Below are 26,571 nucleotides of genomic sequence, written 5' to 3'. Positions count from 1 at the left end.
TCCCAGCCTTATGGCACTTGCCCAGAATCGCCGCAACACAAGGCACGCCCTGTCGCCCGCTTTCACAGCGCCGGACCGGGCCACACGCAGACAAAAGGATGACACATGCCAAAGGAAGAATGGGGCACGAAGCGACTCTGTCCGACAACCGGCAAACGGTTCTACGACATGAACCGGACGCCCATCATCAGCCCCTACACCGGTGATGCGGTCGAGGTCGACAGCTCAAAGACCCGCATGATCGCTGCAGATGCCGAGGATGCGGCTTCGGCCAAAGCCAAGGAGAAAACATCGGCCGACTCCGAAGATCAGGTGCTGGACGACGACGATGTCGAGGTCGAGCTGGATGATGATCTGCTGGATGATGATGACGACGATGAAGACAACGTCTCGCTCGACGAGCTGGCAGACGTGGCAGTCGAAGAAGACGAGTCGTAAACGCAAGCGCCAAACGGGGTCTTTTTCGCTTGATCCCGTTTGGCAAAGCGCCTAATCAGCGGCGCACGGCCCGGCAGGGCCACCAAGGATGGGGCATTAGCTCAGCTGGGAGAGCGCCTGCATGGCATGCAGGAGGTCAGCGGTTCGATCCCGCTATGCTCCACCATCCCTCTCTCTCGCAAATCACGCAGAATGCGGCAGCACTGTCAGGCCCTGACTTGCGCGCGTCTGCTGTGCTGCCACTGTGAGTGCAGCGGTTCAATCCCGCCATGGCGCAGCATTCAGTCCTTCTGATGCTGGGCAACGACGCCCATTTTACAAGGGCTTTGTCAGCGACGACGTTAGTCGGAACGCAGGTGTTCAATCAGGCTTTTGGGATGGTCCATCGCTGTAGCGACACGCAGCCGTGTCACAAAAATTTCGCTTATCTGATACATTTTCGAATCCAACACCGCCGATACACCCCGGCATAAAACTGGGGAATGGTATGCTTAAGATCGAACGGCTGACCAAAGCATTTGGGCAGAACATAGCAGTTGATACTGCATCGGTTGAAATCAACCGCCCCCAGATGATCGGTATCATTGGACGCTCTGGCGCGGGCAAGTCGACCTTGCTGCGGATGTTGAACCGTCTCACCGACCACACGTCTGGCACCATCCATTTCGAAGGGCAGGACATCACCGCTCTGAAAGGTTCGGCAAAGCGCGCGTGGCAAAGCCAATGCGCGATGATCTTTCAACAGTTCAACCTGGTCCCGCGGATGGATGTGGTGTCGAACGTGCTTCATGGCACTTTGAACCGCCGGTCGACAGTGGCGACCCTGTTCAACTTGTATCCGACCGAAGACATTCATCGCGCCATCGACATTCTGGACCGGCTGGGCATCGCCGAACACGCGCCCAAGCGGGCCGAGGCCCTGTCGGGCGGTCAGCAACAGCGCGTTGCGATTGCCCGCGCGTTGATGCAGGACCCCAGGATCATCCTGGCGGACGAGCCCATTGCCTCGCTTGACCCGATGAACGCGCAAGTGGTGATGCAGGCTCTGCGCCGCATCCACGAGGAGGATGGCCGCATGGTCATCGCCAACCTGCACACACTCGACACCGCGCGGCGCTATTGCGACCGGGTGATCGGAATGCGGGCGGGCAAGATCGTATTCGATGCAACACCCGACAAGCTGACAACGGACATGGCCCGCGAGATTTATGGCGCGGGCGCCGAGTTTTCCGAAAGCGCCACCTCGACCGAGATCGAGACACTCGACGCTTCGGGAAAAGCCAAGATGGAGGCCGAGGCCTACGTCTAACCTTCACCCCCCTTGCCATTCCGCGCTGGGGGTTTTTCGTTCCAACGGAGAGACACATGAAAAAGATCATCGCTGCCGCATTGGCAACCACAGCCATCGCCGGTGTGGCGTCGGCCGACGACATCACCGAGTTTCGCATCGGCCTCCTGGGCGGGGAAAACGCACAGGATCGCCTAAATTCGAACGAGTGCCTTCGCTCTTATACCGAAGACGCGTTGGGTGTTGAAACCAAGCTGTTCGCCCCCGCCGACTATGCCGGTGTGATCCAGGGCCTCGTTGGCGGCACGTTGGACATGGCATGGCTGGGCGCGTCGTCTTATGCCGCGACCTATCTGCAGAACCCTGACGCGGTAGAGCCCGTTCTGGTGAAGATCAACCTCGATGGCTCTTACGGCTATCACTCGATCGGTTTTGCCCGCAAAGAGGCCGGCATCACTTCAATCGACGATATGGAAGGCAAAGTATTTGGTTTTGGTGACCCGAATTCGACATCAGGCTACCTGATCCCATCAATCGAAATTCCGCAGTACAAAGACGGCGTGACCATGGAGTCGGGCGAGTACTTTGGCGAAGTCAAATTCACCGGTGGTCACGAACAGACCATCGTTGCTGTGAACAATGGTGACATCGACGGTGGCGTCACATGGGCCGACGGCCAAGGTAATTGGGAAGACGGCTACAACTCCGGTGCTCTGCGCAAGGCCGTGGACGCGGGCCTCGTCGACATGAACGACCTGGTTCAAATCTGGAAATCCAAGCCGATCCCGGAAGGCCCCATCGTTCTGCGCAAGGACCTGCCTGAAGACGTCAAAGCCAAGATGATCGCGTTGGTCGACAACATGTTCGAAACAGACAAGGACTGCACATACTCCATCTCGGCTGGTGAATCGCTGGGCTTCGACCCGATCACCCACGATGCGTATGTGTCCGTGATTGAAGCACGTAAAGCCAAATCCAACTGATTTGAGTGTGCGTCTGCCGGGTCCCCTATCGTGGGGGCGCGGCAATCCATTGGGGGTATGGGCATGGCAGAGACGACGGCAGGCGTCCGCGATCTGGGTAACATCCACGACGACTACATGGCACTCACGCGGCAGAAGCGTCTTTATTCCTTTATTCTTCTGGTCATTTTCATCGCACTTATGGTCGCCGGGTTTTCGGTCGCGGGCGGGCGCAATGCCGGATCGTTCTGGGGTGGGTTGGACAATTTCTTTGACTACCCCGCAGAGTTGGTGATCGAGGCGAGTGGCAAGCTGAGCGAGCTGCCAAGCCATTTCGTAACCTTCTTTCCGGCTTTGGTGGAGACTGTAAATATCGCCGGCGCTGCAACGCTGCTTGGGGCGCTTGCGGCCATCTTCCTATCGCTGCTGTCGACACGCGGCATGGCGCGCTTTCCCACGCTGATTCCGGTCTTTCGCCGCATCATGGACATCAGCCGCGCGATCCCCGAGATCGTGGTGGCTCTGGTGCTGATCTTTATCCTAGGCGGTGGCCCCGTGCCTGCAATGATCGCCATAGCCATCCATACTGCTGGGGCGTTGGGAAAGCTGTTCTCGGAAGTGAACGAGAATGCCGATTTGAAGCCACTGGATGGTCTCGCTTCGGTCGGGGCCACTTGGGGTCAAAAGATGACCCTTGGTATTATCCCGCAAGTTGCGCCGAACTGGTTGAGCTACGCGCTTTTGCGGTTCGAGATAAATGTACGCGCCTCGGCCATTCTCGGCTTCGTGGGTGCGGGGGGGCTGGGGTACGAGCTCAAGAACGCAATCAGCTGGGGACAGGGCCGCTATGACGAAGCGGCCGCGATCTTTCTGCTGCTGTTCATCACAATTGTTATCATCGACCAGACCTCAAGCCACTACCGTGACTGCTTGACGCATGGTTCCAAATCGGAGCGCCGCTGATGGCCATGCTTGATACAGCTGACCTGAAAGGGTCCGCCGACCGGGTGATGATGCGCAAGCGCCTTGTCAGCTTTGGGCTCCCCGCTTTGGTGCTGGCGTACCTGACATACGTGTTCTTTGCTTTTGGTGTGCCCGAGTTGATGCAGAAGGCAAGCGGGACCAATGCCCAAGCGCTGATGTCCGACACTTACAGCCACAAGGTGCATGTGACCCGTGACAACCGCAACGGCGCGGTCCGCGTCGCCATCGAGGGCGAGAACAAGGGCGCCTATCCCGACGGTGAGGCCCCCGATTGGGTTGCCTTGGGCGCTGAGACGGTCATTGATCTGGGCGACGGCCACATCATCACCTATCTGCCCGACAACAACGGCGTCACCTATGACGTGCCGGGCTATGGCCTGATGACCTTTGGGGTGTCGCGATCGCAAGGCGTGATCCAGAGCTATCCCACCGACGTGCTGCCGGAGTGGATCAATGCCTCGAAGAACCGCGTGGCGGTCACCACCGACGCAGGTCGTTTGTCGGTCACCCGCAATCGAACGGAAGTGTTCCGCTATTTCCTGGGGTGGGAGCTTTTCTTTTTCACCCTCGACAGTCCGTATCACGGCATGGGTTTGGGCGAACTGATCAACCGCGCCTTAAGCGGTGAGGCCGGGGCGATCACAAGTGATTTCTGGGACAACAAGATGTGGCGGCACGGCGATGTGGCCTGGGCCATTTTCGAAACGATCCTGATGGCCTTTCTGGGCACTATGGGCGCGGCTATCGTAGCGCTGCCGCTGGCCTTTCTGGCAGCACGCAACTTTGCCCCGCTGGTCGTGGTGCGCATGGCGACGCGTCGACTGTTCGACTTTATCCGCGGCGTCGATGCGCTGATCTGGACCATAATCCTGAGCCGCGCCTTTGGTCTTGGGCCTTTGACTGGTGCGTTGGCGATCCTGATCACGGACACGGGCACCTTTGGCAAGCTGTTCTCGGAAGCGTTGGAAAACGTCGACAGGAAGCAGATAGAGGGTGTGCAGTCGACCGGGGCCAAGCCGATCCAGCGCTATAGGTTCGGTGTGCTTCCGCAGATCACACCAGTGCTGATCAGTCAGATTCTGTATTTCCTGGAATCGAACACCCGCTCAGCCACGGTCATCGGAGCCATCACTGGCGGCGGCATTGGCCTGTTGCTGACACAAGCGATCATCACCCAGAAGGACTGGGAAGAGGTCAGCTATTACATCATGCTGATCATCGTGATGGTGGTGTTCATGGACTGGCTATCGGGCCTGCTGCGTCGCAAGCTGATCAAAGGAAACGAGGCCGGTCACTGATGCAGAGGCTGTCCATCGTTCCGACGCTTCACGATGACGTCGATGCCATGAACGCGATCTTTGGCCGCTATGTCGAGATTGGCAAAGGCACGCGGCTCGCGCAGGTCGATCTGGGCGACTACAGCTATTGCGACCGGTTCTGTGATCTTGCGAACGTCACCGTGGGCAAGTTTTCGAACATCGCGAGCTTCGTGCGCATCGGAGCCACGGATCATCCGCTGGACAGGGCGTCGCTGCACCATTTCACGTATCGGTCAGCCAGCTATTGGGACGAGACGAAGGACGACGGAGCATGGTTCGCCCATCGCGCGTCCAGACGCGCCTTCGTTGGACATGACACCTGGATCGGGCACAATGCCCAAATCAAACCCAAGGTGACAGTGGGCCATGGTGCGGTGGTCGCATCCGGTGCCATTGTGACCAGGGATGTCGCACCCTACACCATTGTGGGTGGGGTAACCGCGACCAAGATTCGCGATCGATGTACTCCAAAGACTGCCGATCGTATGCTGGATCTGGCTTGGTGGGACTGGGATCACGCAACACTGCGCGCGCGGCTTGCAGATTTCCGCAGCCTGAGCGCCGAAGCCTTTCTGGAAAAATACGAAGTCTTTTAGCTACTCTGCCGCGACAGAAAGCGCGGCGTACATTCCGCTGATGCGGTTGGCAACATCACCACACAAATGCGTCCAGCGTCCGCCTGCCATTGTTGCCTCGACTTGGCGTGTGTCGGCGTTGATGATGGTAAGATCTGCCCGCTTGCCAATGTCGAGCGTGCCGCGATCCTCAAGCCCCATGATCTGCGCGGGGCGGGATGAAATCATTCCCCATGCTTTGGGAAGGCTGCGCATTCCCATGTCGGCCAAGGTAAATGCGGCTTGCGCCAAGGCGGGATAGTAGTAGTCGGACACAAGTGCGTCACATGCCCTCTCGCTGATCAATGTCGCGGCTGCAATGTTACTAGACTGGCTGCCCCCGCGCACCACATTTGGCGCGCCCATCAAAATCGGATCTCCCCATGTGCGGGCAACGACCGCCGCTTTCATGGAGGTGGGGAACTCACAAATCTTGGCCCCAATCATTGAATACCGCTCGCGCGTGGCGGCATCCTGATCGTCATGGCTGCCATAGGTCACACCGAGCCGATCAAAGGCCGAAGCCAGATTGCACAAATAGCGCGGCACGTCCTTGTCCCGCTCCTTGGCTGCCTTGACCAAGGTCATATGCTCGTCCGCCGTACGCCCGGATTTCGCCGCCCAGATAGCGATCTCCTCCGGCTTGGCGACAGCCAATTCAACGGCCTCATCAAGATGATTGTTAAAGATGACATAGTCGATCCTGTGTTTCCGGATCGCGGCCAGAAGACGGTCCTGATAATCCATCGTGTGCGTTTCGCACCGAATTTGAACGCGAAGGTCAGTTTGCATCTGTGGACGGTACGCCGCGTGCGCCGCCAGAAACGCCTCTGCGTAGTCGGGTCCGCGGTGACCACCTTCCCAACTCCAGCTTTGAGCCATCCACGCTGTTGTTATCCCGTTGGCGGCCGCATCCCGATCCGTACCAGCAAGACCCGTGTGTAACGGAAATGGCGCCGAACGCCGTGGAGCCATGTGGTATTCGAAAGCATCTCCATGCAGGTCGATGATGCCCGGCATGATAAAATATCCACGCAGGTCCAAGTCGCAATTGACCGCATCAACCAGCTTTCCATCTGCGACACTAACAGGCGCGTCCACCAATGCACTGTCGCGCAGAACACGTGCGCCGACAAAGCGTATGGAAGGTGTAGAATGGTGCATCAATGTGCTCGGTCACTTGCGCAGATACTCGTCTGAATTGAATAGCCTGTGGATATGTCAGCGCCGTGACATCACAGAACTTTCACATTTCGTCGGAAAGAGTCAGTGTAACCCGATCCCCGGCGAACCATGTGCGCCCCAGTTCAATCGGCTGTCCGGTCAGGTCGGCATTCACGCCGACACTGCGCAACAATGGTGCCCCTTCGGCAAGTCGGAGGTGAAGGGCCTGCGTTGCGGTCGCGGCTGTGGCCGTCAATCGCGTCCATGCGCGTGTGTAGTCGGAGACTTTGCCAGACTTCAGCGCCGCGGTGACCGAGCCCAACCCTTCCAACGCCCTCGGAAGGTCAGGAAATCGCGCAGCGGGGAAGATCGAACAGAACAGCGCGATGGGTTGATCATCTGCAAAGCTGAGGCCGTCATAAACATGTACCTGCGCGGCTTCTCCAAGCTGCAACGCCTCCTGCTCTTTGGAGCTGGCAAGACGGGTAATGACCGACAGAACCTGTTTGGCCGGGGTTCGGCCGGCGGCCCTGAGGTTTTGGTGGAAACGCACCCGTCGACCAATCGGATAATCGGTCGGCGTTTGCGCAACAAATGCGCCCGCCCCACGCCGTGTATGCACGGTTCCAGCTTTGACCAGGGCAGACAGCGCATGGCGCACCGTATGCCTGTTCACACCAAACCGGGCCGATAGCTGCGCCTCGGTCGGAAGTTTGTCGCCGGGACTGTACAGGCCATCGGCAATTTCGCCGGAGAGGGTATCCGCAATGGATTTCCAGATGGGCGTGCGCGCCATGTGTCACGGAACTTTCACATCAAGTCGGTGGACGTGGCGAAGCGGCTCGCCTATTATTTGTCTAGTTGTATAGGAATCTCGACAACTTCGCAAGGTGTATAGATGGACGGATCAAGCAACCCAAATGCAGCGCGAAAGGCATGGTTATCGGTGTTGTCCAAGGCACCGGCGACCGACCTTGCAAACCTCTGGACCAAAGCTGGCTACGATCCGGCGCACGAGGTGCTGCGTGCGTCCGAGATTGGCGCCGTGATGGTCCGTGGCCGCGCCGGCGCGGCTGGCGCACCGTTCAATCTGGGCGAAATGACCGTCACACGCTGTTCCGTCCGCCTCGCTTCTGGAGAAGTCGGTCATGGCTATATTCAAGGTCGCGACAAGAACCACGCGACGCAAGCCGCTTTGGCCGACGCTCTCATGCAGACTGCTGATGCAAAAGACGTAGACGCCTCAATCATCGCTCCTTTGCGCAAAGCCGCTGAACGACGTTGCGCGACACGGGCTGCGAAGGCGGCGGCGACCAAGGTCGACTTCTTCACAATGGTGCGAGGAGAGGACTGATGGAGCATTCAAGTCTGGCAGGCGGCTTCATCGACCCGCCTCAAGAAAGCGCACAGGCGTTTCGCGGGATCATGCGCGCCATGGCCTGTCCTGGAACGATTTGCGATGTCGCGGGGGCCGTGCCGCCCAGCCCACTGTCCGTCGCGGCAGGGACCGTACTGATAACCCTCGCCGACCACGACACTGGCATACATTTGGCGGGGCGCTACAACGCGCAAGCCGCACGCGATTGGATAACGTTTCAGACAGGCGCGCCTTTGGTTGATGCCACTGATGCACAATTCGTTCTGGGAACTTGGGAAGACATCGACCTGTCCAATCTTGCAGTTGGCACCGCAGAGTATCCCGACCGGTCGGCGACTGTCATTGTCGACCTGCCCGTATTGAACGCCGAAGGCGCAACACTGAAAGGACCGGGTATTAGGGACGTCGCGCGGCTCAACCTGCCTGACCTGGAGACGTTCCGGCGCAACGCGACGCTGTTCCCTCTTGGGCTGGACTTCATGTTCACGTGCGGGGCGCGCATCGCCGCCCTGCCCCGCAGTACAAAGGTGTCCTGACATGTATGTTGCCGTCAAAGGAGGCGAAAAAGCCATCGACGCAGCCCATGCCTGGCTGGCCGAGGAACGCCGCGGACCTGCGGATGTGGCAGAGTTGTCCGTGTCACAGATCAAGGGACAGTTGAAACTGGCTGTGAACCGCGTCATGGCCGAAGGCTCGCTCTATGATCCGGACCTTGCTGCGCTCGCCATCAAGCAAGCGCGCGGCGACATGATCGAAGCGATCTTTCTGATCCGCGCCTATCGCACCACGCTGCCCAGAATTGGTGGATCGGCGCCGGTGGACACCGAAAGCATGTCCTGCGACCGCCGCGTGTCGGCCACGTTCAAGGACGCACCGGGGGGGCAGGTTCTGGGGCCCACTTTTGACTACACACACCGGCTGCTGGATTTCAAACTGGCGGCCGATGGGGATGTGCCCAGCGCACCCGAACGCCAAAGCGATGGCGGTCCCAAACCACACATCATGTCCTACTTGGATCGCGAGGGGTTGATCCAGCCGGAACCGGAGGGCGCGGACAGCCCGCCAGATCTGACAAGGGAGCCCTTGGAACTGCCGGCGGATCGGGCGTTGCGACTGCAATCCCTGACGCGCGGCGACGAAGGGTTCATCCTCGGCATGGCTTATTCGACCCAGCGTGGATACGCCCGAAATCACGCATTCGTAGCCGAACTGCGCATTGGCACCTGCGCGGTCGAGATGGATATCCCCGAATTGGGTTTTGCGATCGAGATTGGCGAAATTGAACTGACAGAATGCGAGACTGTGAACCAGTTCCAAGGGTCCAAGACGGAGCCACCTCAGTTCACGCGTGGCTATGGGCTGGTGTTCGGCATGTCCGAGCGCAAGGCGATCTCAATGGCGCTGGTAGACCGGGCGCTGCGGTGGGAAGAGCTGGGCGAAGACAATGTGGGGGCACCTGCGCAGGACGAGGAATTTGTCCTGTACCATGCTGACAATATCCAAGCGACGGGGTTTCTGGAGCACATCAAACTACCCCACTACGTGGATTTTCAGTCAGAATTGGAACTGATCCGCAAGCTACGTCGAGAGTCAATGGGCCGGAACGTGCATCAGGAGGCGGCCGAATGAGCACTCACCCTAAGGCACAAAAAATAGGCCAACTGGCCCCGGTCAACGCATCGATAAAGACAAAAAAAAGAGGCCGTTCAATCGCCTCCGCCGCCGTCTCCTTCGCTGTCCCACGCCCCGCCGGGGGCCGCCGGGTCATCCAAGGAACATCGCTCGCCTCCATGCCATTCGACCCAGACGTACATGCCGTCTTCGCGCTGTCGCAAACTGCGTCGCCGGACGCGGTTGCGCCAGACGCTGAACGCGACGCAGGCGCACACAATTGCAATTTCGAAAGGGTTGTAGACCCATCCGGTTTCCGAGCTGTAGCTCAGCATAAAACAACTTCCTGTTTCGTTTTGGAAAATCAGACAGAACGGACGCCGCCGCATGTTTTCGGACCAGTTTCTCTTGGCCCCGCTGCATCACATCAACCTATTGCTTCGGTCGTACATCATGTCTGATTACAATTTCGCATATCTGGATGAACAAACCAAGCGCATGATTAGACGCGCGATCCTGAAGGGGCTCGCCATTCCCGGCTACCAGGTGCCCTTTGCCAGCCGCGAAATGCCGATGCCCTATGGCTGGGGTACGGGTGGAGTACAGGTTTCGGCGGCGGTCATGACGCAATCCGATGTGTTCAAGGTCATTGATCAGGGCGCGGATGACACGACCAATGCGGTGTCTATCCGGCGCTTCTTTGAACGTACCGCGGATGTGGAAACAACCGAAGCAACAGCGGAGGCCACGGTGATTCAAACCCGCCACCGCATTCCCGAAGAACCGCTGAACGCAGATCAGATTCTCGTGTATCAGGTGCCGATCCCTGAACCGCTGCGCTTCCTTGAACCATCCGAGGTTGAGACCCGCAAGATGCATGCCCTTGAGGACTACGGCCTGATGCATGTGAAGCTGTACGAAGACATCAGCGCGCATGGTGCAATTGCGACGGCTTATGCCTACCCGGTTGAAGTCGAAGGGCGTTATGTGATGGACCCGTCCCCCATTCCCAAGTTCGACAATCCCAAGCTGAGCATGCCCGCGATCCAACTCTTTGGTGCCGGGCGAGAACAGCGTATCTATGCCCTGCCGCCCTACACACAGGTGGTCAGCCTCGACTTTGAGGACTATCCATTCGAGGCGACCAAAGCTGACCATCCATGCGGGTTGTGTGGATCGACGGACAGTTATTTGGACGAGCTGATCGTCGACGATGCGGGTGGGCGCATGTTTATGTGTTCCGACACGGACTACTGCGGCGCGCGCCGGGCCAAGGGTCATGTGGGCGCTGAAGGAACACCCCTTCAGGAGGATGCAGTATGATCAATCAATTGCGTATCTATGACGTTCCACCAGAGAATGCGGAGCCGTTCCTCGACCGTTTTCGCGACCGTGCGGCGCGGCTGATGAAGACATATGGGTTTCGTATCCAAGCAATGTGGACAGAGCAAGCCGAGGACCGGTTGCGCTTTGTCTACTTACTGGCGTGGCAGGACGAGGCCGAGATGAAAGGTCGACGGGCCGCCTTCATGGCCGATGAAGGCTGGGCGCAGATCAAGAAAGAAACTGCTGCACAGCACGGCACATTCGTGCTGGGGATCGAAGACATTGTTTTGACGCCAACCGCGTTCAGCGGAGCGATTGGAGAAGACCAATGACGCCATTGTTGCAGGTCGAAGGGCTGTCCAAGTTCTATGGGCAACGTGTGGGCTGCGCGGATGTAAGCTTTGATCTGTATCCTGGTGAGGTGATGGGCATCGTTGGCGAAAGTGGGTCGGGCAAGTCGACTCTGCTGAACTGCATGGCCGGTCACCTGCCGCCCGACACTGGCCAGGTGCTGTTCAATACTCGCACAGACGGAATGCGCGACACGGTCACGATGAGTGAGCCGGAACGGCGCATGCTCGGTCGTACGGATTGGGCCTTTGTCCATCAGCACGCCCGCGACGGGCTGCGGATGAACGTCAGTGCTGGCGGGAATGTTGGTGAACGCCTGATGGCCGTGGGTGCGCGCCATTACGGCGACATCCGCGATCAGGCCATCGACTGGCTGGGGCGGGTCGAGATTGCTGCTGACCGCATCGACGACCGCCCCCGACAGTTCTCGGGCGGCATGCAGCAGCGATTGCAGATCGCGCGCAATCTGGTGACGGGCCCGCGACTGGTCTTCATGGATGAACCGACGGGCGGTTTGGACGTCTCGGTGCAGGCGCGGTTGTTGGATCTGCTGCGCGGGCTGGTGCGTGAGATGGGTTTGAGCGCGATCATTGTGACCCATGATCTGGCCGTCGTGCGTCTGCTCGCTGACCGTCTGATGGTGATGAAGGACGGACATGTGGTCGAAACGGGGCTGACCGATCAGGTGCTGGATGATCCGCAACACGCCTATTCGCAATTGCTGGTGTCGAGTGTGTTGCAGGTGTGACGAACAGGACAAACCCGAAGCTTTTGGCAAGAAGAAGATGAACATGATCAAAGTTGAAGACGTCGCCAAATCCTTTGTTCTGCACAATCAAGGCAGCGCAGTCATACCGGTCATGCACAGCGCATCCCTGACGGTGAGCGCTGGCGAATGCGTGGCCTTGGTTGGCGCATCGGGCGCCGGAAAATCGACGTTGATGCGCATGATCTACGGCAACTACACCACACAAGCCGGGCAAATCATGGTCGGAGATGTCGATCTCGCCTCGGCCCCGCCGCGCGATGTTCTGGCGCTGCGGCGCGAGACGCTGGGCTATGTCAGTCAGTTTTTGCGCGTGGTCCCGCGTGTGCCCACCATCGACGTCGTCAGCGAGCCGTTGCGCGCCGTTGGTGTTGACGCTGAACAGGCTGACGCACGGGCACGCGATCTGCTTATGATGCTGAACATACCAGAACGGCTTTGGTCGCTTAGTCCGACAACCTTCTCCGGCGGTGAACAGCAGCGGGTGAACATCGCGCGTGGGTTTGCATATGACTATCCGGCCATGCTGCTTGATGAACCCACAGCGAGCCTTGATGCAACGAACCGCGCCGTCGTGCTTGAGCTGATTGAGCGCGCCAAGGCACGCGGAGCGACCATCATTGGCATTTTCCATGATGAAGCCGCGCGCGCGCAGGTCTGTGATCGCGAGGTCGATGTCAACCTCTTTACGCCGGAGCGCGCAGCATGACCGGGCGTTTGATTGCCGTTGTTGGACCATCCGGGGTTGGAAAGGACACCGTGATGGACGCCATGTCCAAGGCAGCCCCCAGGCTTGGCCTGGTGCGCAGAGTAATCACCCGCCCCGCAACGTCAGGGGGAGAGGTGTTTGACGGTGTTTCAGAAGCGACCTTTCGGACAATGAAGCACGATGGGGCATTTGCCCTGTCTTGGACAGCGCATGGATTATCCTATGGGATTCCGACATCGGGTGATGCATGCCTCGCGTCAGGTCAGGACATGCTGGCCAACTTGTCGCGTGGAGTGTTGTCTCAGGCGCAATCTCGGTTTCCCGGTTTGATCGTTCTGGCTCTCACAGCAGACCCTGACGTTCTGGCGCACCGTCTGTCGGCACGCGGGCGCGAGGACCATGCCGACATTGTCGCGCGCCTTGCGCGGGTGGGCGCAAGTATTCCGGACGGCATCAAGGCAACCATCATCGACAATTCAAGCACACTGGAGACGACCGTTCAAAAGGCGCTGAACGCGCTCTACCCGGTCAGGGCGTAGCGATGTATCTGATGAAACAACCCGTTCTCATCCTCACCCAGCAGGGTCAGGCCATCGATCCGATAGGGCGACAGGTCGAACTCTGCCAAGGCCGGGGCCAAGGCAGTCTCAACGCGCGCTATCGTAGGTTTGTCCAGCTTGCCACTGAGTGTCAGATGAAACCGGAACTGGTCCAGCACATACGGGTAGCCCCAGCGCACAAGGTACGAATCTTGTGCAGCCGTCAGATTGGCGCCACGACGCTTGGCCAATTCTGTGTCGGTTGGCGGCGCGCGGAAAACGTCAAGCTCTTGCACGGCGCGAGCAGCCAAAACACCAAGGCTACTGGCGTTACCAATTGGAACCAGGGCGAGGAAACGCCCGAGACGCGTCAGTTCAAGGCTATCGAGCGACACGGCCGCCGCATCCGCACACAGCACGGTCAGTGCTGCCTTGAGCGCTTCTGCGGTTTGTCCCTCCGCCAACCTAAAGGGCGGCTTGATCGTCCCGTGGAACCCATACTTGCGTGGGGTTTCAGTCACCGCGGCCACATCGAAATCGCCGATGTTAGGGTGCGCGCACCCCACTCCGCCAGCGCTGTCCCATCCCAGCCATCTCGCACCGAAATCAGCCAAGGGCGTACCCGGTTCGGGCGTGTAGTAGATGGCATAGCGCTTGAACATATCCCACCCCATTCCAGTTCGAGATGACAGGCACATGACACAAGATACGATCCTCGCCAACGCCAAGCTTGTGCTGCCTACAGAAGTGGTCACGGGGCATGTCGTCCTCCGCGATGGCCTGATTTCCGAAATTGGTACGGGCACGTCAGTGCCTGCAGGGGCTTTGGACTGTGAGGGCGATTTCCTAGCGCCGGGACTGATCGAATTACACACCGACAACCTTGAGCGCCACATCTCGCCCCGCCCCAGGGTGCCATGGCCGCATGGTCCTGCGATTCTCGCCCATGATCGCGAACTGGCGGGCACCGGGATCACAACCGTCTTTGACGCGATGCGTGTCGGGTCGATCCCTTCAGGCAAGGGGCGATATCTGAAATATGCACGCGAATTGTCGTCCGAGATGCTGGCCCTGCGCGCGCAGGGTGTACTCAAGATCAGCCACTTTCTGCACTTGCGTGCCGAAATCTGCTCGGAAACCCTGATGGACGAACTGTCGGAGTTCACCCCAGAAGATCGGGTGGGAATCGTCAGCCTGATGGACCACACGCCCGGTCAGCGACAGTTCCGCGACATCAACAAGATGAAGGCCTATGTCATGGGCAAGAACAACCTGACCGAAGACGAGTTCGCAGCGCATGTGGAGAAACTGCAAGCGCTGCAGGACCGGCTGGGGGTCAAACACGAGGCGGCAGCCGTGGCTGAAGCCGGACGTTTGGGCGCCGTATTGGCAAGTCACGACGATACAACAGCCGATCAGGTTGGCGTTTCGGCACAGCATGGAGTTGCAGTGGCCGAGTTTCCGACAACGGTGGAAGCGGCCAGGGCGTGCCGGGACAAAAGCATCGCCATAATCATGGGTGCACCGAACCTCGTGCGCGGCGGGTCCCATTCGGGGAATATTGCAGCCAAAGAGTTGGCCGAACATGACTTGCTCGACATTCTGTCATCGGATTACGTACCGGCTGCATTGCTCATGTCCGCGGTGCAGTTGGGCGACATGTGGGGTGACATGGCACGTGGCATTGCAACGGTCACCCGTACCCCCGCCGCATCGGTCGGGTTGAATGACAGAGGGCAGATTGCCCCTGGCAAGCGCGCCGACCTTGTACGCTTCGCCCAGATGGACGAGGCAGCTGTTGCGCGCGAAGTATTTAGCCAGGGGCACCAGGTGGCATGACGTACGAGGCACACCAACAGGTGCGCCTTACGAGTGACAATGTGGCCCTCAACGCCCTATGGCATAGGCTTGCATAAGGCGCGGCGTGGCTGCGGCTTTCATGATGCCATTGCGTTGATGCAGGGCCGCGCTCAGCCGTCCCACGGTCCATGGCTCGGCCACCTCGACGTTGTGACCCCGTGCACGCAGATCATCGAGCGTGGCACTGGGAAAGTGCGGTTCAACCATCAAATGCCTAGGGCGCAGGTCACGCGGATAAAAGCTCCCCTGCAAGTGACCGGTATGGAACAGCGGCGCATCGATGGCCTCTTGCAGGTTCATTCCGTGATGCGCGTAGCGAAGGAAGAACGCCAGTTGCCACTGGTCCTGCTGATCACCCCCAGGGGTGCCAAAGGCCAAGGCCCGCCCATCCTCGTGCAACGCAAGCGACGGTGACAATGTGGTACGTGGGCGGCGGCCAGGCGCAAGCGTGGTCGGCAAATCATCGTCCAGCCAGAACATTTGCGCCCGGGTATTTAGGGGTGCCCCAAGGACGGGCACAACCGGGTTGGACTGAAGCCATCCGCCCGAGGGTGTCGCAGAGACCATGTTTCCCCAGCGATCGACCACATCGATATGCACCGTATCGCCCTTGCGGTTCGCCAGATGCGCCATGGTCGGCTCGCCGCCGCCCACACCAGCAGTCAATGTCGCACCGCGTGCGATGCGTGCGTGGTAGGATTTGATCTGTGCCTCAAAGCCCGAAATGACGCCGGGGCGGTTATCGGTTGTGGCCTTATGTGCGATGTCTTTGCGGTGCGCATCGGCGTGGGATTCTGACAACAAGACACCAATCGGCACATCAGAATGCACCGGATCACCATAGTAAGTGTCCCGGTCTGCAAAGGCGCGTTTCAGCGCTTCCGTTGTAAGGTGCACAAGATCCGGACCCAACGGATCCATGTCTGCAACAGGATCATTGCGCAGCATTTGCAGGCATTGCAACAGAACCGGTCCCTGGCTCCATGCTCCGCACTTGAAGACATCCCAACCGTGATACGAAACTGATACGGGTGTTTCGTAGGTGGCCTGCCATGTGGCCATGTCCTGCCCTGACAATACGCCTTTTCGGCGCGCACCTGTACCGTCCATAACGCACGTATCGGTTATGAACGTGTCAATCGCGTCGGCGACAAACCCGCTCGCAAAAGCCCGGCGGGCGGCCTCGATCTGCGCGACACGGCCGATCTCGCCCTCGGCTTCGACCAGCAGGCGGGTCCAGAAATCAGCAAGGTCCGGGTTCTTGAATAGCGCGCCAGCTTGCGGAGGTTCTCCGCCCGGCATCCAAACAGCAGCGGAGGTTGGCCACTCAGCAGCAAAGAACTCGGCTTGATCAGCTATCGTTGCAGAAACACGCGGCAGCAGCGGATGGCCATGACGCGCATAGTGGATGGCGGGTTCCAGCACATCGCGCAACGGAAGACGGCCGTGATCGCGCAACATCAGCATCCATGCATCAAACGCACCCGGCACGACCGTCGCCAACAGACCAGAACCAGGGATCATGTCCAGCCCCTCGTCGCGATAGTGCTCAAGAGACGCACCGCCCGGAGCTACACCCTGCCCGCACAACACTGTGGGCCTCTCTCCCGCAACCCGGATCAACGCTGGCATGTCTCCCAAGGGACCATTCAGATGCGGCTCCACCACGTTTAGCGTAAACCCAACGGCAGCCGCGGCATCGAAGGCTGAACCACCCGCCTCAAGCAGCTTCATCCCAACCGCCGAGGCTAGCCAATGGGTCGATGCAACCATGCCAAACGTGCCGCTCAGTTCTGGACGCGTGGTAAATGTCATGGCGGTACCCTTTTCATGCTGCTGGTTATTTCTAACCGCATTCTTTGTGGGTGTGCATGATACGAAACCAAAACGGCGATCCTGACATATTGTCAGAACCGCCGTTCATGATGCCCGCCCGTTTGCGGCTTTAAGCGGGACATCATCCCTGAAACCTGGGGGCAATCAGGGAATGAGCACGCGGTCGATCACGTGGATCACCCCATTGGATGCCAGGATATCAGCCTGAATGACATTCGACTTCTCGACTTTGACACCGTTGCGTCCATCAATGTGGACGTTGGCGCCGTTCACGGTTGCAACGCTCAGACGCTGGCCCCCGAGGTCAGAGGAAAGGGTCTGACCTGGCAGAACGTGGTAGGTCAGAATGCTGACCAGTTGGTCCTTGTTCTCAGGCTTCAACAGGTTTTCCACCGTGCCGGCCGGCAGCGCGGCAAAGGCTTCGTCCGTCGGCGCGAAAACGGTAAACGGACCCGGGCTTTTCAGAGTGTCGACCAGATCAGCCGCCTGCACAGCGGCAACAAGCGTATTGAAGGAACCGGCAGCGACGGCAGTATCGACAATGTCGGGCTGGGTGTTCATCTCGGCGCAGGCGCCAAGAGTGGCAAGTGTCGCGCCGACGGCGGTCATTTTCATAAAGGAACGGCGTTTCATAAGTGTGTCTCCTCAAAGGTTTGGCGCGGGGCCGAATATTTAGTGGGAATATTTCCCACGCAAGACGAAATGACGCAGGCCAATGCGATTTCAAGGTTTTGCGTGGAAAAAATTTCCACGCGCGGTATTGTTGGAGGATGGCAAGAGGCAAGCAAACCAACGCATCCGACGCATTTATGCGTGTTCTCAGGGGGTTACTGCGACCACTGGTGCGCACAATGATTGTGCGCGGTTTGACGGCCCCAGCAATCTACGGCTTGCTGAAACGGGTCTATGTCGAGGTTGCTGAAGAGTCATTCCGCCTTGATGACAAACCTTTGACCGACAGCAGAATTGCCCTTTTGACAGGCGTGCACCGCAAGGACATTCGCACCATAAAGGCAGAGGGCAGCGATGCGACCGGGCAGACACGCCGCAACAGCGCCCTGCTGGCGACGGTAATCGGACAATGGATGTCTGCGCCGGAATTCTCGGACAGCAACGGCACACCAGTTCTATTGCCTCGGCAAGCGGACAACGCGCTGAGCTTCGAGGCACTGGTCCGATCCGTCAGTCGGGATGTGCGGCCGCGCACGGTGCTGGATGAATTGCAGAACGCGGGTCTAATAACCGAAAGCAGGGATGGCTTGTTGCGCCTGGAGGCTGAGGCAATCGTTGGCACTGGCAACACTCCGGATAAAGAAGCATTCTTTGCCGCAAATGTGGGCGACCATCTGGCAGCGGCAACAGAAAACCTGCTTGCTGACACCCCACCGTTCTTTGAACGCGCGGTGTTCTATAATCAACTGCCCCCCGATGCCGTGGACGCCGTCGAAACGGCAGCACGTGCGCAAGCCCAGACCCTGCTTGAAGATCTGAACAAGCAGTCGAGCGACCTCCACCGTGCCAGCAAGGGGAACGATGGCCCTCGACAACGCTACCGACTGGGCATTTACTTCTACCGGGAAGACGCGGCAGATGCAGAAGAAAAGGTCCAAGACCAGTGACACGCTTGACCAGACGGCACACGCTTGGCCTCTTGGGCGGCACTGCAGCAGCAGCGTGTTCCCCGGCCATCTCAACATCCCAGTTGAGCGATGACCCATTCGAGGGCGGGATTGGTGGTACTGGCATTGTTGGCCTGATGACTGGCTCGGGCAGCGTGCTTGTGAACGGTCTACGGGTCGAAGTGACATCCTCTACCCGCATTTTTTCTGCAAACAAACGCACCAACGATACGTTGCTGGTACCCGGCCGCACACTCACAATGCTGGCCCGCGCAAGGCTGGGCCGGTTCGAAGCACAGCGCATCGATATCGATGATCCACTTACAGGCGTGCTGTTGCGGCAAGGATCAGGCTATTCCGTAAACAGTACCCCGGTTGTTGAAACTGCAGGTGTCGCCGTGCTTGTCGGCGAGCGTGTAACGGTGAGCGGGATTTGGCAGGCAGACGGGTCGGTACAAACAAGCCTGATGCAACGTGCGCCCGGCAAGGCGGATAGTATTTCAGGCGTTCTCGAGGGATCGGCGGCAGCGGGTTGGAGTATTGGTCAAACACCGGTCGCCCCACCCAGGGGACAAAGCCTGATCGCCGGGCAGTTCGTTGTTGCAAAGGGGCAGTTCACGCACGGCACACTGCAAGCAACGTCGCTGCGGTTCGGACGCTTCCGCGAAGGCGGCAACATCCTGCGGCAATTGTCGGTTGAGGGGTATCTTGAACAGGTTGCTGGGGCACCTGGCTTCCGTCTGGCAGGCCTAGGCCACAGCTTTGATCAGCGGCTGCAACTGGGTGGTTTTGCCGAAAATCGCGCGGTCTATTTTGGCCCCTACACTGGCCGTTTCGTTGCACGTCGCGCTGTATTGGTGCCCGAGGCGCAAGGCCAGCGGGCATCGCTCCTGCGTCCGGCCAATGGCAAGAGTAGCGCTGCATCGCTCTCGGGGGAACGCGCGCGCGCAGTCCCTACGCGGTAAACATTGACCGGCGCGCGGCGATCCAATCTGTAACGAAATCTACAAATGCACGCACACGCGCGGTGCGGCGAAGATCGCCATGCATCAAGACCCAGATGCTTCGCCCCGGACCAACTGGTACGCCCGGCACGCGCACCAGATCAGGGTGCACATCCCCTAGAAAGGCCGGGACCCACGCCATCCCCAGTCCTGCAGCCGATGCCTCGGTCTGCATGAAGACTTCCGGCAACCTATGGCGTGGTTTGGCCTTGGGCATCGGGGTCTGAGCAATCCACGTGTCATTCGCGCCCCATCCGATCCAATGCGCCCCTTCGCCGTTCGAGGATGCCAGATCAGGATGGGCAGCAATGTAATCAGGCGTGGCAAAGGCCGCATTGACGTAATCAACCATCCTGCGCCCCACCAGATCATCATCGATCTTTTTTGCAACACGGATGGACACATCGGCCTCCTGCCGCGACAGGTCGGAGATTTTGTTGGTCGCAACTGCCTCGATACGGATGTCGGGATAAAGCACCGTAAACTCTGCCAAGACCGACACAAAGAACATGTGCACGAAAGACGGCGGCAAACTGACGCGCACGGTGCCACTGGGAACACTGTCCAATCCAGTCAGGCGGCGCTGCACTTCCAGCATCCGCCGCTCCATTTCCTGGGCATGTGGCAGCAACAACTCACCGGGTTGGGTCAAGGTTAAACCGCGTGCTGATCGATCAAACAATCGGGTGCCAAGACTGTGCTCCGCGCCCTCCAATGCCCTTGCGACAGTGGCATGGTTGACTTTCAACGCGCTCGCCGCGCCGCGCAAGCTGCCCGCCCGATGAAGTGCCAGCAAGATGCGCATGTGATCCCAATTCATTGCGACCTCCATCCAAGCGGATCGTTGCCGATCCGCCATGCTGAACTATTCGCTGCATCGCACAGAAAATCAACGCACTACACTTTCCTGTGTAGCCTGTGGTTCTATCGCCAATTCCTGACAACATGGGCTCAGACAAACAGATCAGATGAACGCACCCTTAGCCACTCAAGGAACTTCGCCATCATGACCCCCCTCTCCTCATCTCTGGCTCCAAACAAGGTAGTGGACCTGTTTTCCCGCACGCGCGCGCGCACCGATGCGCTGGCCGCTCCGCTCACCGCCGAAGACATGATGCTGCAAAGCATGGAAGACGCGTCACCGGCAAAATGGCATCTGGCTCATACCACATGGTTCTTCGAAGAGTTCATTCTGAAACCAAGGATGCCAGGCTACACATCGCCGGATGATCGTTTCGCGTTCCTGTTCAACTCATACTACACCCAAGCTGGTCCGCGTCATGCCCGCGACAGGCGTGGATTGGTGTCGCGTCCCGGCGTGCAAGACGTGGAATCATACCGCGCACATGTCGAGGACAGCGTGGCAGATCTGCTCGCAAGTTCTCGTGATGATGCCGATGACATTGCCGCTCTGGTCGAACTGGGTTGCCACCACGAGATGCAACATCAGGAGCTGCTGGTGACGGATGTGCTGCACGGGCTCAGCTTCAATCCACTTCTGCCTGTCTACAAAGACCCCGAACCACTTCCCGTCTCATCCGAAGTTCCGCTGACCTTTACCAGACACAATGGCGGTCTTGTCGAAATCGGGCATGACGGTGCCGGTTTTGCCTATGATTGCGAGGGGCCACGGCACAAGACCTATCTTGCCCCTTTCGACATCGCCGATCGTCCCGTCACAAACCGGGACTGGATCGCGTTCATGACGGACGGCGGCTATGACGACACCCGGCATTGGTTGATGGAAGGGCACGCTGTCGCTCAGCGAGAAAAGTGGTCACACCCACTATATTGGTGGCGACAGGACGATGAATGGTGGACCTTCACCCTGCGGGGTCCGCAACCCGTCGCCCTTGATGCAGCAGTTGTGCATGTCAGCTACTACGAAGCCGAAGCATTTGCGCGATGGGCGGGTGGACGCTTACCAACCGAGGCCGAGCACGAGCTTGCCTTTTGCGACACACTGATCGAAGGCAACTTGATGGGGAACGCACGCGCGACCGGCGCGCTACGTCCATTGCCCGGCCCCGGCATATGGGGCGATGTGTGGGAATGGACGGCGTCGGACTTTGGCCCGTACCCGGGATTTCAGCCACCCGAAGGGGCACTTGGCGAATACAACGGCAAGTTCATGGTGAACCAGCGCGTGTTGCGCGGTGGATCCTGCGCGACACCGCGCGAACAGATGCGGCCGACTTACCGCACATTCTTCTATCCGCATCAACGTTGGCAAATGCTGGGCCTGCGCCTGGCACGGGACGTATCATGATGGACGGCGTACTCCGGATTCCGGCAGTGAATTTGACAGAAACCGACGCTTTGATTGCGGACGCACTTAACGGCCTCACCGCGTCCAGCAAGTCGCTCAGCCCTAAATGGCTATACGACCATCATGGCAGCGCACTGTTCGAACAGATCACTCAATTGCCCGAGTATTACCCCACGAGAACGGAAGCAGGCATTCTGCACGACAACGCCGCAGCACTGTCTGGACTTGTCCCCGCCAATGGTGCGCTTGTCGAGCTGGGGTCAGGCGCGTCTGTCAAAACACGAACACTACTGAATGCTGGAAGGCACTTCGGTGCCTACGTGCCCATCGATATCTCACGTGATTTTCTGCTGGAGACGGCGGGCGATCTTCGAACCCGTTACCCAAGGCTGAGCATCGTTCCCGTGGTTGCGGATTTTTCCGCTCCGGTCGCACTTCCCAGAGAACTTGCTACAACCCCCAAGGTTGGCTTTTTCCCTGGATCAACGATTGGCAACCTTGCGCCCGACCGGGCACAGGCGCTGTTGGAAGGCGTACGTGCATGGGGTGGGATTGGCGCATTCATCGTGGGGATGGATATGGTGAAGGACACAAGCGCGCTTGTGGCAGCATATGACGATGCCCAAGGGGTCACCGCGCAGTTCATCAGAAATATTCTGGTGCGGCTTAACAGAGAAGCACAGGCAAACTTCAATATCGATGCATTCAAATACAGGGCGAGTTGGAATCCGGCGCTTGCGCGGATCGACATGCAGCTTGTTTCGAGCCACGAGCAGGTGGTTACGCTTGCCGGACAGGCAATCACATTTGAGGCGCAGGAAGCTATCCATGTCAGCGCCGCACGCAAGTACACGCCAGACAGTCTGCGCAACCTCGCGCTCAGTGCGGGTTGGGACGTGGCAGCACGTCACACGGATGCAAGCGACCGGTTTTCAGTGGCGGTTTTGACACCCGTGCACCGGCCATGACGACCGATCTGACATCCGTGCAGATGTCCTCAAAATGGCATTTTACATGTATCCTTCGCAGGATAACCTGATCCAGAATACAAGCTTGCAACCCGTCGCGGCCTTATGCGCGTGTTGGGCTCTCGATGATATCGCGGACCTCTTGAGTACGCTCCATCAGACCAGCCGTGGCGCTGATTCATCACGTCACGCAAGGAGTCGAAAGCGTTCTAGTATCCGGGCGGCGCGATATTCAGGCTCCGGCCCGAGGTCAACTCCAGGCGCAGTGCGCCGAAGTGAAGCTCGAACCGGTCTATGACCTCGGCCTACTGTTTCTCGGTCGGGGCGTCGGTGGCGGCGAAGCTGATCACGCCAGCGCGGTAGGTCCACTGGCGTCGGTCAGCGCCTCGGTACGCTCGGGATTGCCGCACAGCACTTCGTGCAGCGGGTCGCGGGTGACGGTCATGGGCTTGCCGTCCGCGTCGCGGATCAGGTCGCGGTTGCTGTCGGCCAGCACGTGCTCGGCCACGAGATAGCCAACCGGCCCCGCGCCCTTGCCATTGGGGAAGAACTTGATCAGCACCGCCGCGCCTTGAGCCGCCCCCCGACATTTGAGGTCTCCAAGCTGTCCGGACTCCCCGCAAAATCCGCACCAACATTGCCCGCCACAAGGCAGGGGAGGAGAGGGTTTTGTGCCGTCCACCAGGACGGCTCGCAAGGATCGAAGATCCGCGCAGGCCGGAAGCCGGAGTGCTGGGGTTGAGGGGATGCTCCTCTCACCCGCTGTTTTGGGAATCCGCAGGAGGGACCCAAAACGGATAGCGGGTCTCCCTTTGACAAGGGTGCATCCACGGTCGCACGTCATGCCTTTCTGCAGTTCCCAACGGATCTCGACATCACTCCAGAGACTGAGCAGATGATCCTCGATCAGGCGGTCGAATTTGTGAACCAAACGCACGGGGGGCCGAGCAGTGTCTCGTGGGCGTCTTGATCGCGATGAGGAAGGCAGATACGGGGGCGATGTATTCTTCGCGTCGCGTTACGCAAAGACAACAAAGCGCGGTACCACAGACTGGATCAGCCTCACGAAGTTCGGAAAAGAACGAGCCGTCGAATCGTTCGGGCAGAAACCCCTCTTGAAAAGGAATGAAGATGGGAAATTCGGGCCGATTGAAAGGCGCAGCCAATCGTCGTATCCGCGCCATAAATCCAGCCTCCAAAGCTAAGTCAACTTTGGCACAGTTTTATGGGGCTAAGACAAATTCCAATTTCTGACACTGGGGCAAGGTTCATTGATCTACATCCAAACCATCACCAGAACTATCGGTAAGGGGCTCCTCTTGAGATACAATAGACCAGTTTCCAAGAGCCCGGCGATCATCGAAATTCGCTGTCTCATATGGATGATAAAATTAAAATCTTACCTGTGACCCCCCAGACGTGCGGCGGTAGTCGGCGCTAGGCTCAGGACTCATAACCAGTAAATAACGATTGCGACGAGTGCGATTGCTGAGAGGAAGACCTTTGGGCATCTGTCGTATCGCGTTGCCACCCGCCGCCAGTCCTTGATGTGGGCAAAGCTGTTCTCGATTTTGTGGCGTTTTTCGTATCGTGCGGGATCGGAACCTTGCGACCCTTCTGAGACGGGATACAGGGTTTGATGCCCTTGCCTTCAAGGGCTTGGCGATACCAATCCGCATCATAACCGCGATCTGCCAGCATGTGTTTGGCGGATGGCAAGCTGCTCAGCAGCGCCCGCGCTCCGATGTAATCGCTGCGCTGTCCAGCCGTCAAAAACAGGCGCATGGGTCGGCCAATCGCATCCGTGACGGCATGCAGTTTCGAGTTCATGCCACCCTTGGTTCGACCAATCAGGCGGCCACGCCCCCCCTTTTCCTGCCCCAGGTTGGAGGCTGTGCGGTGGGTTTTGAGTTGGGTTGCGTCGATCATCAGCGTCTCTGTCTCACCGCTCTGATCTGCCAGTTCCAGCAACATTCGGGCGAAGATACCTTTTTCGCTCCACCGCTTCCAGCGGCTGTAAAGAGCCTTGGGCTGGCCATATTCAGCCGGCACATCCCGGCACCGTAAGCCATTGCGATTGATGAAAATAATCCCACTCAGAACACGCTTATCATCAATGCGAGGTTTGCCGCGGCAACTTGGGAAAGAATGGCTTGAGCTTCAACATTTGTTCGTCGATCAGACATGCTACAGTTCCGTTTTGGGCAATCGCGAGTCATAACGTGAGCCAAAAATCAATGCATCCTGAGCCTAGAAACTGTTGAATGGGCGTCCACCCTATCGCTCACGGTCTTTTTGCATTGAGCCGCACTCAACTCCCGCAAGTTTTCGCTAAAAGTTTTCTCTTAGCGAAATTCTGTGCAGGAACCCTCTGATGGGGCTCTTTTGTGTTTCCCACTACGAGACTGTCACACTATTCTGGCGATGAGCATCAGGCGTCTGGCGCAATTAACCACCTGATTTAATTATATATTTTTAATTGCTCGGTATACTTCCGCTGAAATTTATATTAGATCGATGTCCGCTGGAAATCAATCTAAGAGCGTGTTAAGCCATTTTTACTGATATTGTTAAGGGAGCCTAAAACAATGGCAGTAATAAATGGAAAACTGGGTAACAACGAACGATGTAGCACGTCTGACGGCGCCCCTGTCGTTATATTTGACTGGGATAGAACGCTGGACGAAGGCCCAGGTTCGGATACGGTCAACGACGCAGCAAGGGAGTTTTTTGAAGATTTTTCGGGCGATGCAACTTTTATCATTGTGAGCGCTAATTCTGACCTGAGTAACATCACCGACGGATTGGAGGATGCTGGCATCGAAGACTCCTTTACATCCATCTACTATAACACAGGGGATAAGCTCGACGAATTTAATGAAATTTATAACGACTATGGAAATAATCGCGAATATCTATTTTTGGACGATCGTCAAACCAATATCGATGCGTGGAAACAGTCCGATCTTCATAATGGTGAGGGAAATTATCGCCTTGTATCAAATGAGGGGGAGGAGGGTGCGACGACAAGTGATTTTCAGGCCATTGCAGAATGGCTGGACACTGTAGGTAGCGAAACATATGATGAATTTCTCTTTTAGGTTCCAGATCCATTAATCAGCTTAAGATTGTCAGACCTTCTTGATTCAGTTCCGTCCCAATTTTTTCCTGTTTTGTAGATAGGTATTCTGCGGGCACAGTATTTCCGTCCGGTGAAGGTGTTCTGTCGGGGGTCTGCTCTCAAAGTCACTCATCATCAAGACCTCTCATCGTTTGCAGTTCTTATTGCCCACCGGAAAATTTTCTAAGATCTACGTACAAATCAGCAGTACCCTGTAGTGTTTGACGTCAGCGCTTCTTGCCCAATTCAGGTGAGTTTCTTAGAAGGTGTTCTTGGCTCATCATCATAAGGGAGTGGACGATGAGAAAGACTACGATGAGCCACGGCTTAAAAACCGAGGCCCTCGGGCGTCGCGTCATCGACGACGAGTGACCCAGCCCCCTAATCCGGGCCGTTCAGGTGTAGAATCCGTTCCTGTTTCTTTCTGTTGTTATGGTTGCGGTCA

At 58.1% G+C, this 26,571-nt stretch carries 29 protein-coding genes, 1 tRNA gene and 1 pseudogene; 21 read left to right on the top strand and 10 right to left on the bottom strand.

Features of this window, described 5'->3' with window-relative positions; translation table 11 throughout:
* Nucleotides 1–105: 105 nt before the first annotated feature.
* From Q1A75_RS15640 to Q1A75_RS15610, 7 genes are all read left to right on the top strand, one after another.
* Complete coding sequence (locus Q1A75_RS15640; RefSeq protein WP_299552287.1) at nt 106–438, top strand: TIGR02300 family protein; 333 nt, start codon at nt 106–108, stop codon at nt 436–438.
* 90 nt (nt 439–528) lie between these two features.
* A tRNA-Ala gene (locus Q1A75_RS15635) sits at nt 529–604 on the top strand.
* Between the two features lie 321 nt (nt 605–925).
* Complete coding sequence (gene phnC / locus Q1A75_RS15630; protein WP_299552289.1) at nt 926–1,747, top strand: phosphonate ABC transporter ATP-binding protein; 822 nt, start codon at nt 926–928, stop codon at nt 1,745–1,747.
* A gap of 56 nt (nt 1,748–1,803) precedes the next feature.
* A complete protein-coding gene (phnD, locus tag Q1A75_RS15625; RefSeq protein WP_299552291.1) occupies nt 1,804–2,709 on the top strand; it encodes a phosphonate ABC transporter substrate-binding protein in 906 nt (301 codons plus the stop codon).
* 63 nt (nt 2,710–2,772) lie between these two features.
* Nucleotides 2,773–3,651, top strand: coding sequence for a phosphonate ABC transporter, permease protein PhnE (gene phnE, locus Q1A75_RS15620; RefSeq protein WP_299552294.1), 879 nt, complete (start codon nt 2,773–2,775; stop codon nt 3,649–3,651).
* Nucleotides 3,651–4,970 carry a phosphonate ABC transporter, permease protein PhnE gene (phnE, locus tag Q1A75_RS15615; protein WP_299552297.1) on the top strand — a complete coding sequence of 440 codons (1,320 nt, stop codon included), beginning with the start codon at nt 3,651–3,653 and terminating at the stop codon, nt 4,968–4,970. Before phnE (Q1A75_RS15620) ends, phnE (Q1A75_RS15615) begins: the two co-directional genes overlap by 1 nt.
* The gene (locus Q1A75_RS15610; RefSeq protein ID WP_299552300.1) at nt 4,970–5,587 is read left to right on the top strand and encodes a chloramphenicol acetyltransferase; all 618 of its coding nucleotides are present in this window, start codon (nt 4,970–4,972) and stop codon (nt 5,585–5,587) included. Before phnE (Q1A75_RS15615) ends, Q1A75_RS15610 begins: the two co-directional genes overlap by 1 nt.
* Here Q1A75_RS15610 and Q1A75_RS15605 read toward each other — a convergent pair whose 3' ends face one another.
* Nucleotides 5,588–6,769 (bottom strand): alpha-D-ribose 1-methylphosphonate 5-triphosphate diphosphatase, encoded by a 1,182-nt coding sequence (locus Q1A75_RS15605; RefSeq protein ID WP_299552303.1) that lies wholly within the window; start codon nt 6,767–6,769, stop codon nt 5,588–5,590.
* 82 nt (nt 6,770–6,851) lie between these two features.
* The gene (gene phnF, locus Q1A75_RS15600; RefSeq protein WP_299552306.1) at nt 6,852–7,565 is read right to left on the bottom strand and encodes a phosphonate metabolism transcriptional regulator PhnF; all 714 of its coding nucleotides are present in this window, start codon (nt 7,563–7,565) and stop codon (nt 6,852–6,854) included.
* 102 nt (nt 7,566–7,667) lie between these two features.
* On the opposite strand from phnF, the gene phnG reads away from it, so the two are divergent.
* Genes phnG through Q1A75_RS15585 form a run of 3 tightly spaced genes read left to right on the top strand, consistent with a single transcriptional unit; the run spans nt 7,668 to nt 9,776 of the window.
* Nucleotides 7,668–8,123: a phosphonate C-P lyase system protein PhnG gene (gene phnG / locus Q1A75_RS15595; RefSeq protein ID WP_299552308.1), complete on the top strand. Its 456-nt coding sequence runs from the start codon at nt 7,668–7,670 to the stop codon at nt 8,121–8,123.
* Complete coding sequence (gene phnH, locus Q1A75_RS15590) at nt 8,123–8,683, top strand: phosphonate C-P lyase system protein PhnH (protein WP_299552311.1); 561 nt, start codon at nt 8,123–8,125, stop codon at nt 8,681–8,683. Before phnG ends, phnH begins: the two co-directional genes overlap by 1 nt.
* Nucleotide 8,684: 1 nt before the next feature.
* The gene (locus Q1A75_RS15585) at nt 8,685–9,776 is read left to right on the top strand and encodes a carbon-phosphorus lyase complex subunit PhnI (RefSeq protein ID WP_299552314.1); all 1,092 of its coding nucleotides are present in this window, start codon (nt 8,685–8,687) and stop codon (nt 9,774–9,776) included.
* A 77-nt stretch (nt 9,777–9,853) separates the two neighbouring features.
* Here the strand turns inward: Q1A75_RS15585 and Q1A75_RS15580 are convergent, their stop codons facing one another.
* Nucleotides 9,854–10,093 (bottom strand): hypothetical protein, encoded by a 240-nt coding sequence (locus Q1A75_RS15580; RefSeq protein ID WP_299552317.1) that lies wholly within the window; start codon nt 10,091–10,093, stop codon nt 9,854–9,856.
* A gap of 118 nt (nt 10,094–10,211) precedes the next feature.
* On the opposite strand from Q1A75_RS15580, the gene Q1A75_RS15575 reads away from it, so the two are divergent.
* Genes Q1A75_RS15575 through phnN form a run of 5 tightly spaced genes read left to right on the top strand, consistent with a single transcriptional unit; the run spans nt 10,212 to nt 13,449 of the window.
* Nucleotides 10,212–11,081: an alpha-D-ribose 1-methylphosphonate 5-phosphate C-P-lyase PhnJ gene (locus Q1A75_RS15575; RefSeq protein WP_299552320.1), complete on the top strand. Its 870-nt coding sequence runs from the start codon at nt 10,212–10,214 to the stop codon at nt 11,079–11,081.
* On the top strand, nt 11,078–11,416 hold the full coding sequence (locus Q1A75_RS15570) for an NIPSNAP family protein (protein WP_299552323.1): 339 nt from the start codon (nt 11,078–11,080) through the stop codon (nt 11,414–11,416). Before Q1A75_RS15575 ends, Q1A75_RS15570 begins: the two co-directional genes overlap by 4 nt.
* The gene (phnK, locus tag Q1A75_RS15565) at nt 11,413–12,183 is read left to right on the top strand and encodes a phosphonate C-P lyase system protein PhnK (RefSeq protein ID WP_299208692.1); all 771 of its coding nucleotides are present in this window, start codon (nt 11,413–11,415) and stop codon (nt 12,181–12,183) included. Before Q1A75_RS15570 ends, phnK begins: the two co-directional genes overlap by 4 nt.
* 43 nt (nt 12,184–12,226) lie before the next feature.
* The gene (phnL, locus tag Q1A75_RS15560; protein WP_299552327.1) at nt 12,227–12,910 is read left to right on the top strand and encodes a phosphonate C-P lyase system protein PhnL; all 684 of its coding nucleotides are present in this window, start codon (nt 12,227–12,229) and stop codon (nt 12,908–12,910) included.
* Entirely contained in the window at nt 12,907–13,449 is a 543-nt protein-coding gene (gene phnN / locus Q1A75_RS15555) for a phosphonate metabolism protein/1,5-bisphosphokinase (PRPP-forming) PhnN (RefSeq protein ID WP_299552330.1), read from the top strand. Before phnL ends, phnN begins: the two co-directional genes overlap by 4 nt.
* Here the strand turns inward: phnN and Q1A75_RS15550 are convergent.
* Nucleotides 13,431–14,111, bottom strand: a complete 681-nt coding sequence (locus Q1A75_RS15550) for a DUF1045 domain-containing protein (RefSeq protein WP_299552333.1) — start codon at nt 14,109–14,111, stop codon at nt 13,431–13,433. The two genes, phnN and Q1A75_RS15550, sit on opposite strands and share 19 nt — an antisense overlap.
* A gap of 34 nt (nt 14,112–14,145) precedes the next feature.
* Here Q1A75_RS15550 and Q1A75_RS15545 point away from each other — a divergent pair, with 34 nt between their 5' ends.
* On the top strand, nt 14,146–15,288 hold the full coding sequence (locus Q1A75_RS15545; RefSeq protein WP_299552337.1) for an alpha-D-ribose 1-methylphosphonate 5-triphosphate diphosphatase: 1,143 nt from the start codon (nt 14,146–14,148) through the stop codon (nt 15,286–15,288).
* A gap of 48 nt (nt 15,289–15,336) precedes the next feature.
* Here Q1A75_RS15545 and Q1A75_RS15540 read toward each other — a convergent pair whose 3' ends face one another.
* Nucleotides 15,337–17,124 carry a gamma-glutamyltransferase family protein gene (locus Q1A75_RS15540; RefSeq protein ID WP_299552340.1) on the bottom strand — a complete coding sequence of 596 codons (1,788 nt, stop codon included), beginning with the start codon at nt 17,122–17,124 and terminating at the stop codon, nt 15,337–15,339.
* A gap of 165 nt (nt 17,125–17,289) precedes the next feature.
* On the bottom strand, nt 17,290–17,706 hold the full coding sequence (locus tag Q1A75_RS15535) for a fasciclin domain-containing protein (protein ID WP_299552366.1): 417 nt from the start codon (nt 17,704–17,706) through the stop codon (nt 17,290–17,292).
* Between the two features lie 209 nt (nt 17,707–17,915).
* Here Q1A75_RS15535 and Q1A75_RS15530 point away from each other — a divergent pair, with 209 nt between their 5' ends.
* Complete coding sequence (locus tag Q1A75_RS15530; protein ID WP_299592444.1) at nt 17,916–18,764, top strand: DUF6502 family protein; 849 nt, start codon at nt 17,916–17,918, stop codon at nt 18,762–18,764.
* Nucleotides 18,761–19,729, top strand: a complete 969-nt coding sequence (locus Q1A75_RS15525; RefSeq protein ID WP_299552346.1) for a hypothetical protein — start codon at nt 18,761–18,763, stop codon at nt 19,727–19,729. Before Q1A75_RS15530 ends, Q1A75_RS15525 begins: the two co-directional genes overlap by 4 nt.
* Here the strand turns inward: Q1A75_RS15525 and Q1A75_RS15520 are convergent.
* Complete coding sequence (locus Q1A75_RS15520) at nt 19,719–20,588, bottom strand: LysR family transcriptional regulator (protein WP_299552349.1); 870 nt, start codon at nt 20,586–20,588, stop codon at nt 19,719–19,721. The two genes, Q1A75_RS15525 and Q1A75_RS15520, sit on opposite strands and share 11 nt — an antisense overlap.
* Nucleotides 20,589–20,774: 186 nt before the next feature.
* Here Q1A75_RS15520 and egtB point away from each other — a divergent pair, with 186 nt between their 5' ends.
* Together egtB and egtD are read left to right on the top strand one after the other, a co-directional pair.
* On the top strand, nt 20,775–22,037 hold the full coding sequence (egtB, locus tag Q1A75_RS15515; RefSeq protein ID WP_299552352.1) for an ergothioneine biosynthesis protein EgtB: 1,263 nt from the start codon (nt 20,775–20,777) through the stop codon (nt 22,035–22,037).
* Complete coding sequence (gene egtD / locus Q1A75_RS15510; RefSeq protein WP_299552355.1) at nt 22,037–23,005, top strand: L-histidine N(alpha)-methyltransferase; 969 nt, start codon at nt 22,037–22,039, stop codon at nt 23,003–23,005. The genes egtB and egtD overlap by 1 nt, the downstream gene beginning before the upstream one ends.
* Nucleotides 23,006–23,351: 346 nt before the next feature.
* Here the strand turns inward: egtD and Q1A75_RS15505 are convergent, their stop codons facing one another.
* The 3 genes and pseudogenes from Q1A75_RS15505 to Q1A75_RS15495 all read right to left on the bottom strand — a co-directional run.
* Nucleotides 23,352–23,567: a hypothetical protein gene (locus tag Q1A75_RS15505; protein ID WP_299552358.1), complete on the bottom strand. Its 216-nt coding sequence runs from the start codon at nt 23,565–23,567 to the stop codon at nt 23,352–23,354.
* A gap of 888 nt (nt 23,568–24,455) precedes the next feature.
* Nucleotides 24,456–24,575: a hypothetical protein gene (locus Q1A75_RS15500; RefSeq protein WP_299552369.1), complete on the bottom strand. Its 120-nt coding sequence runs from the start codon at nt 24,573–24,575 to the stop codon at nt 24,456–24,458.
* A 14-nt stretch (nt 24,576–24,589) separates the two neighbouring features.
* Nucleotides 24,590–25,087: pseudogene (locus Q1A75_RS15495) on the bottom strand (IS5 family transposase); the annotation flags it as partial.
* Nucleotides 25,088–25,593: 506 nt separating this feature from the next.
* Between Q1A75_RS15495 and Q1A75_RS15490 the strand changes: the two are divergent.
* Nucleotides 25,594–26,106 carry a hypothetical protein gene (locus Q1A75_RS15490; RefSeq protein WP_299552361.1) on the top strand — a complete coding sequence of 171 codons (513 nt, stop codon included), beginning with the start codon at nt 25,594–25,596 and terminating at the stop codon, nt 26,104–26,106.
* The last annotated feature ends 465 nt before the right edge of the window (nt 26,107–26,571 follow it).

This window comes from uncultured Tateyamaria sp. (assembly GCF_947504105.1).
Classification (GTDB): Bacteria; Pseudomonadota; Alphaproteobacteria; order Rhodobacterales; family Rhodobacteraceae; genus Tateyamaria.
The sequence above is the reverse complement of the archived record's forward strand: the minus strand, read 5'-3'. Positions and strand labels throughout refer to the sequence as shown.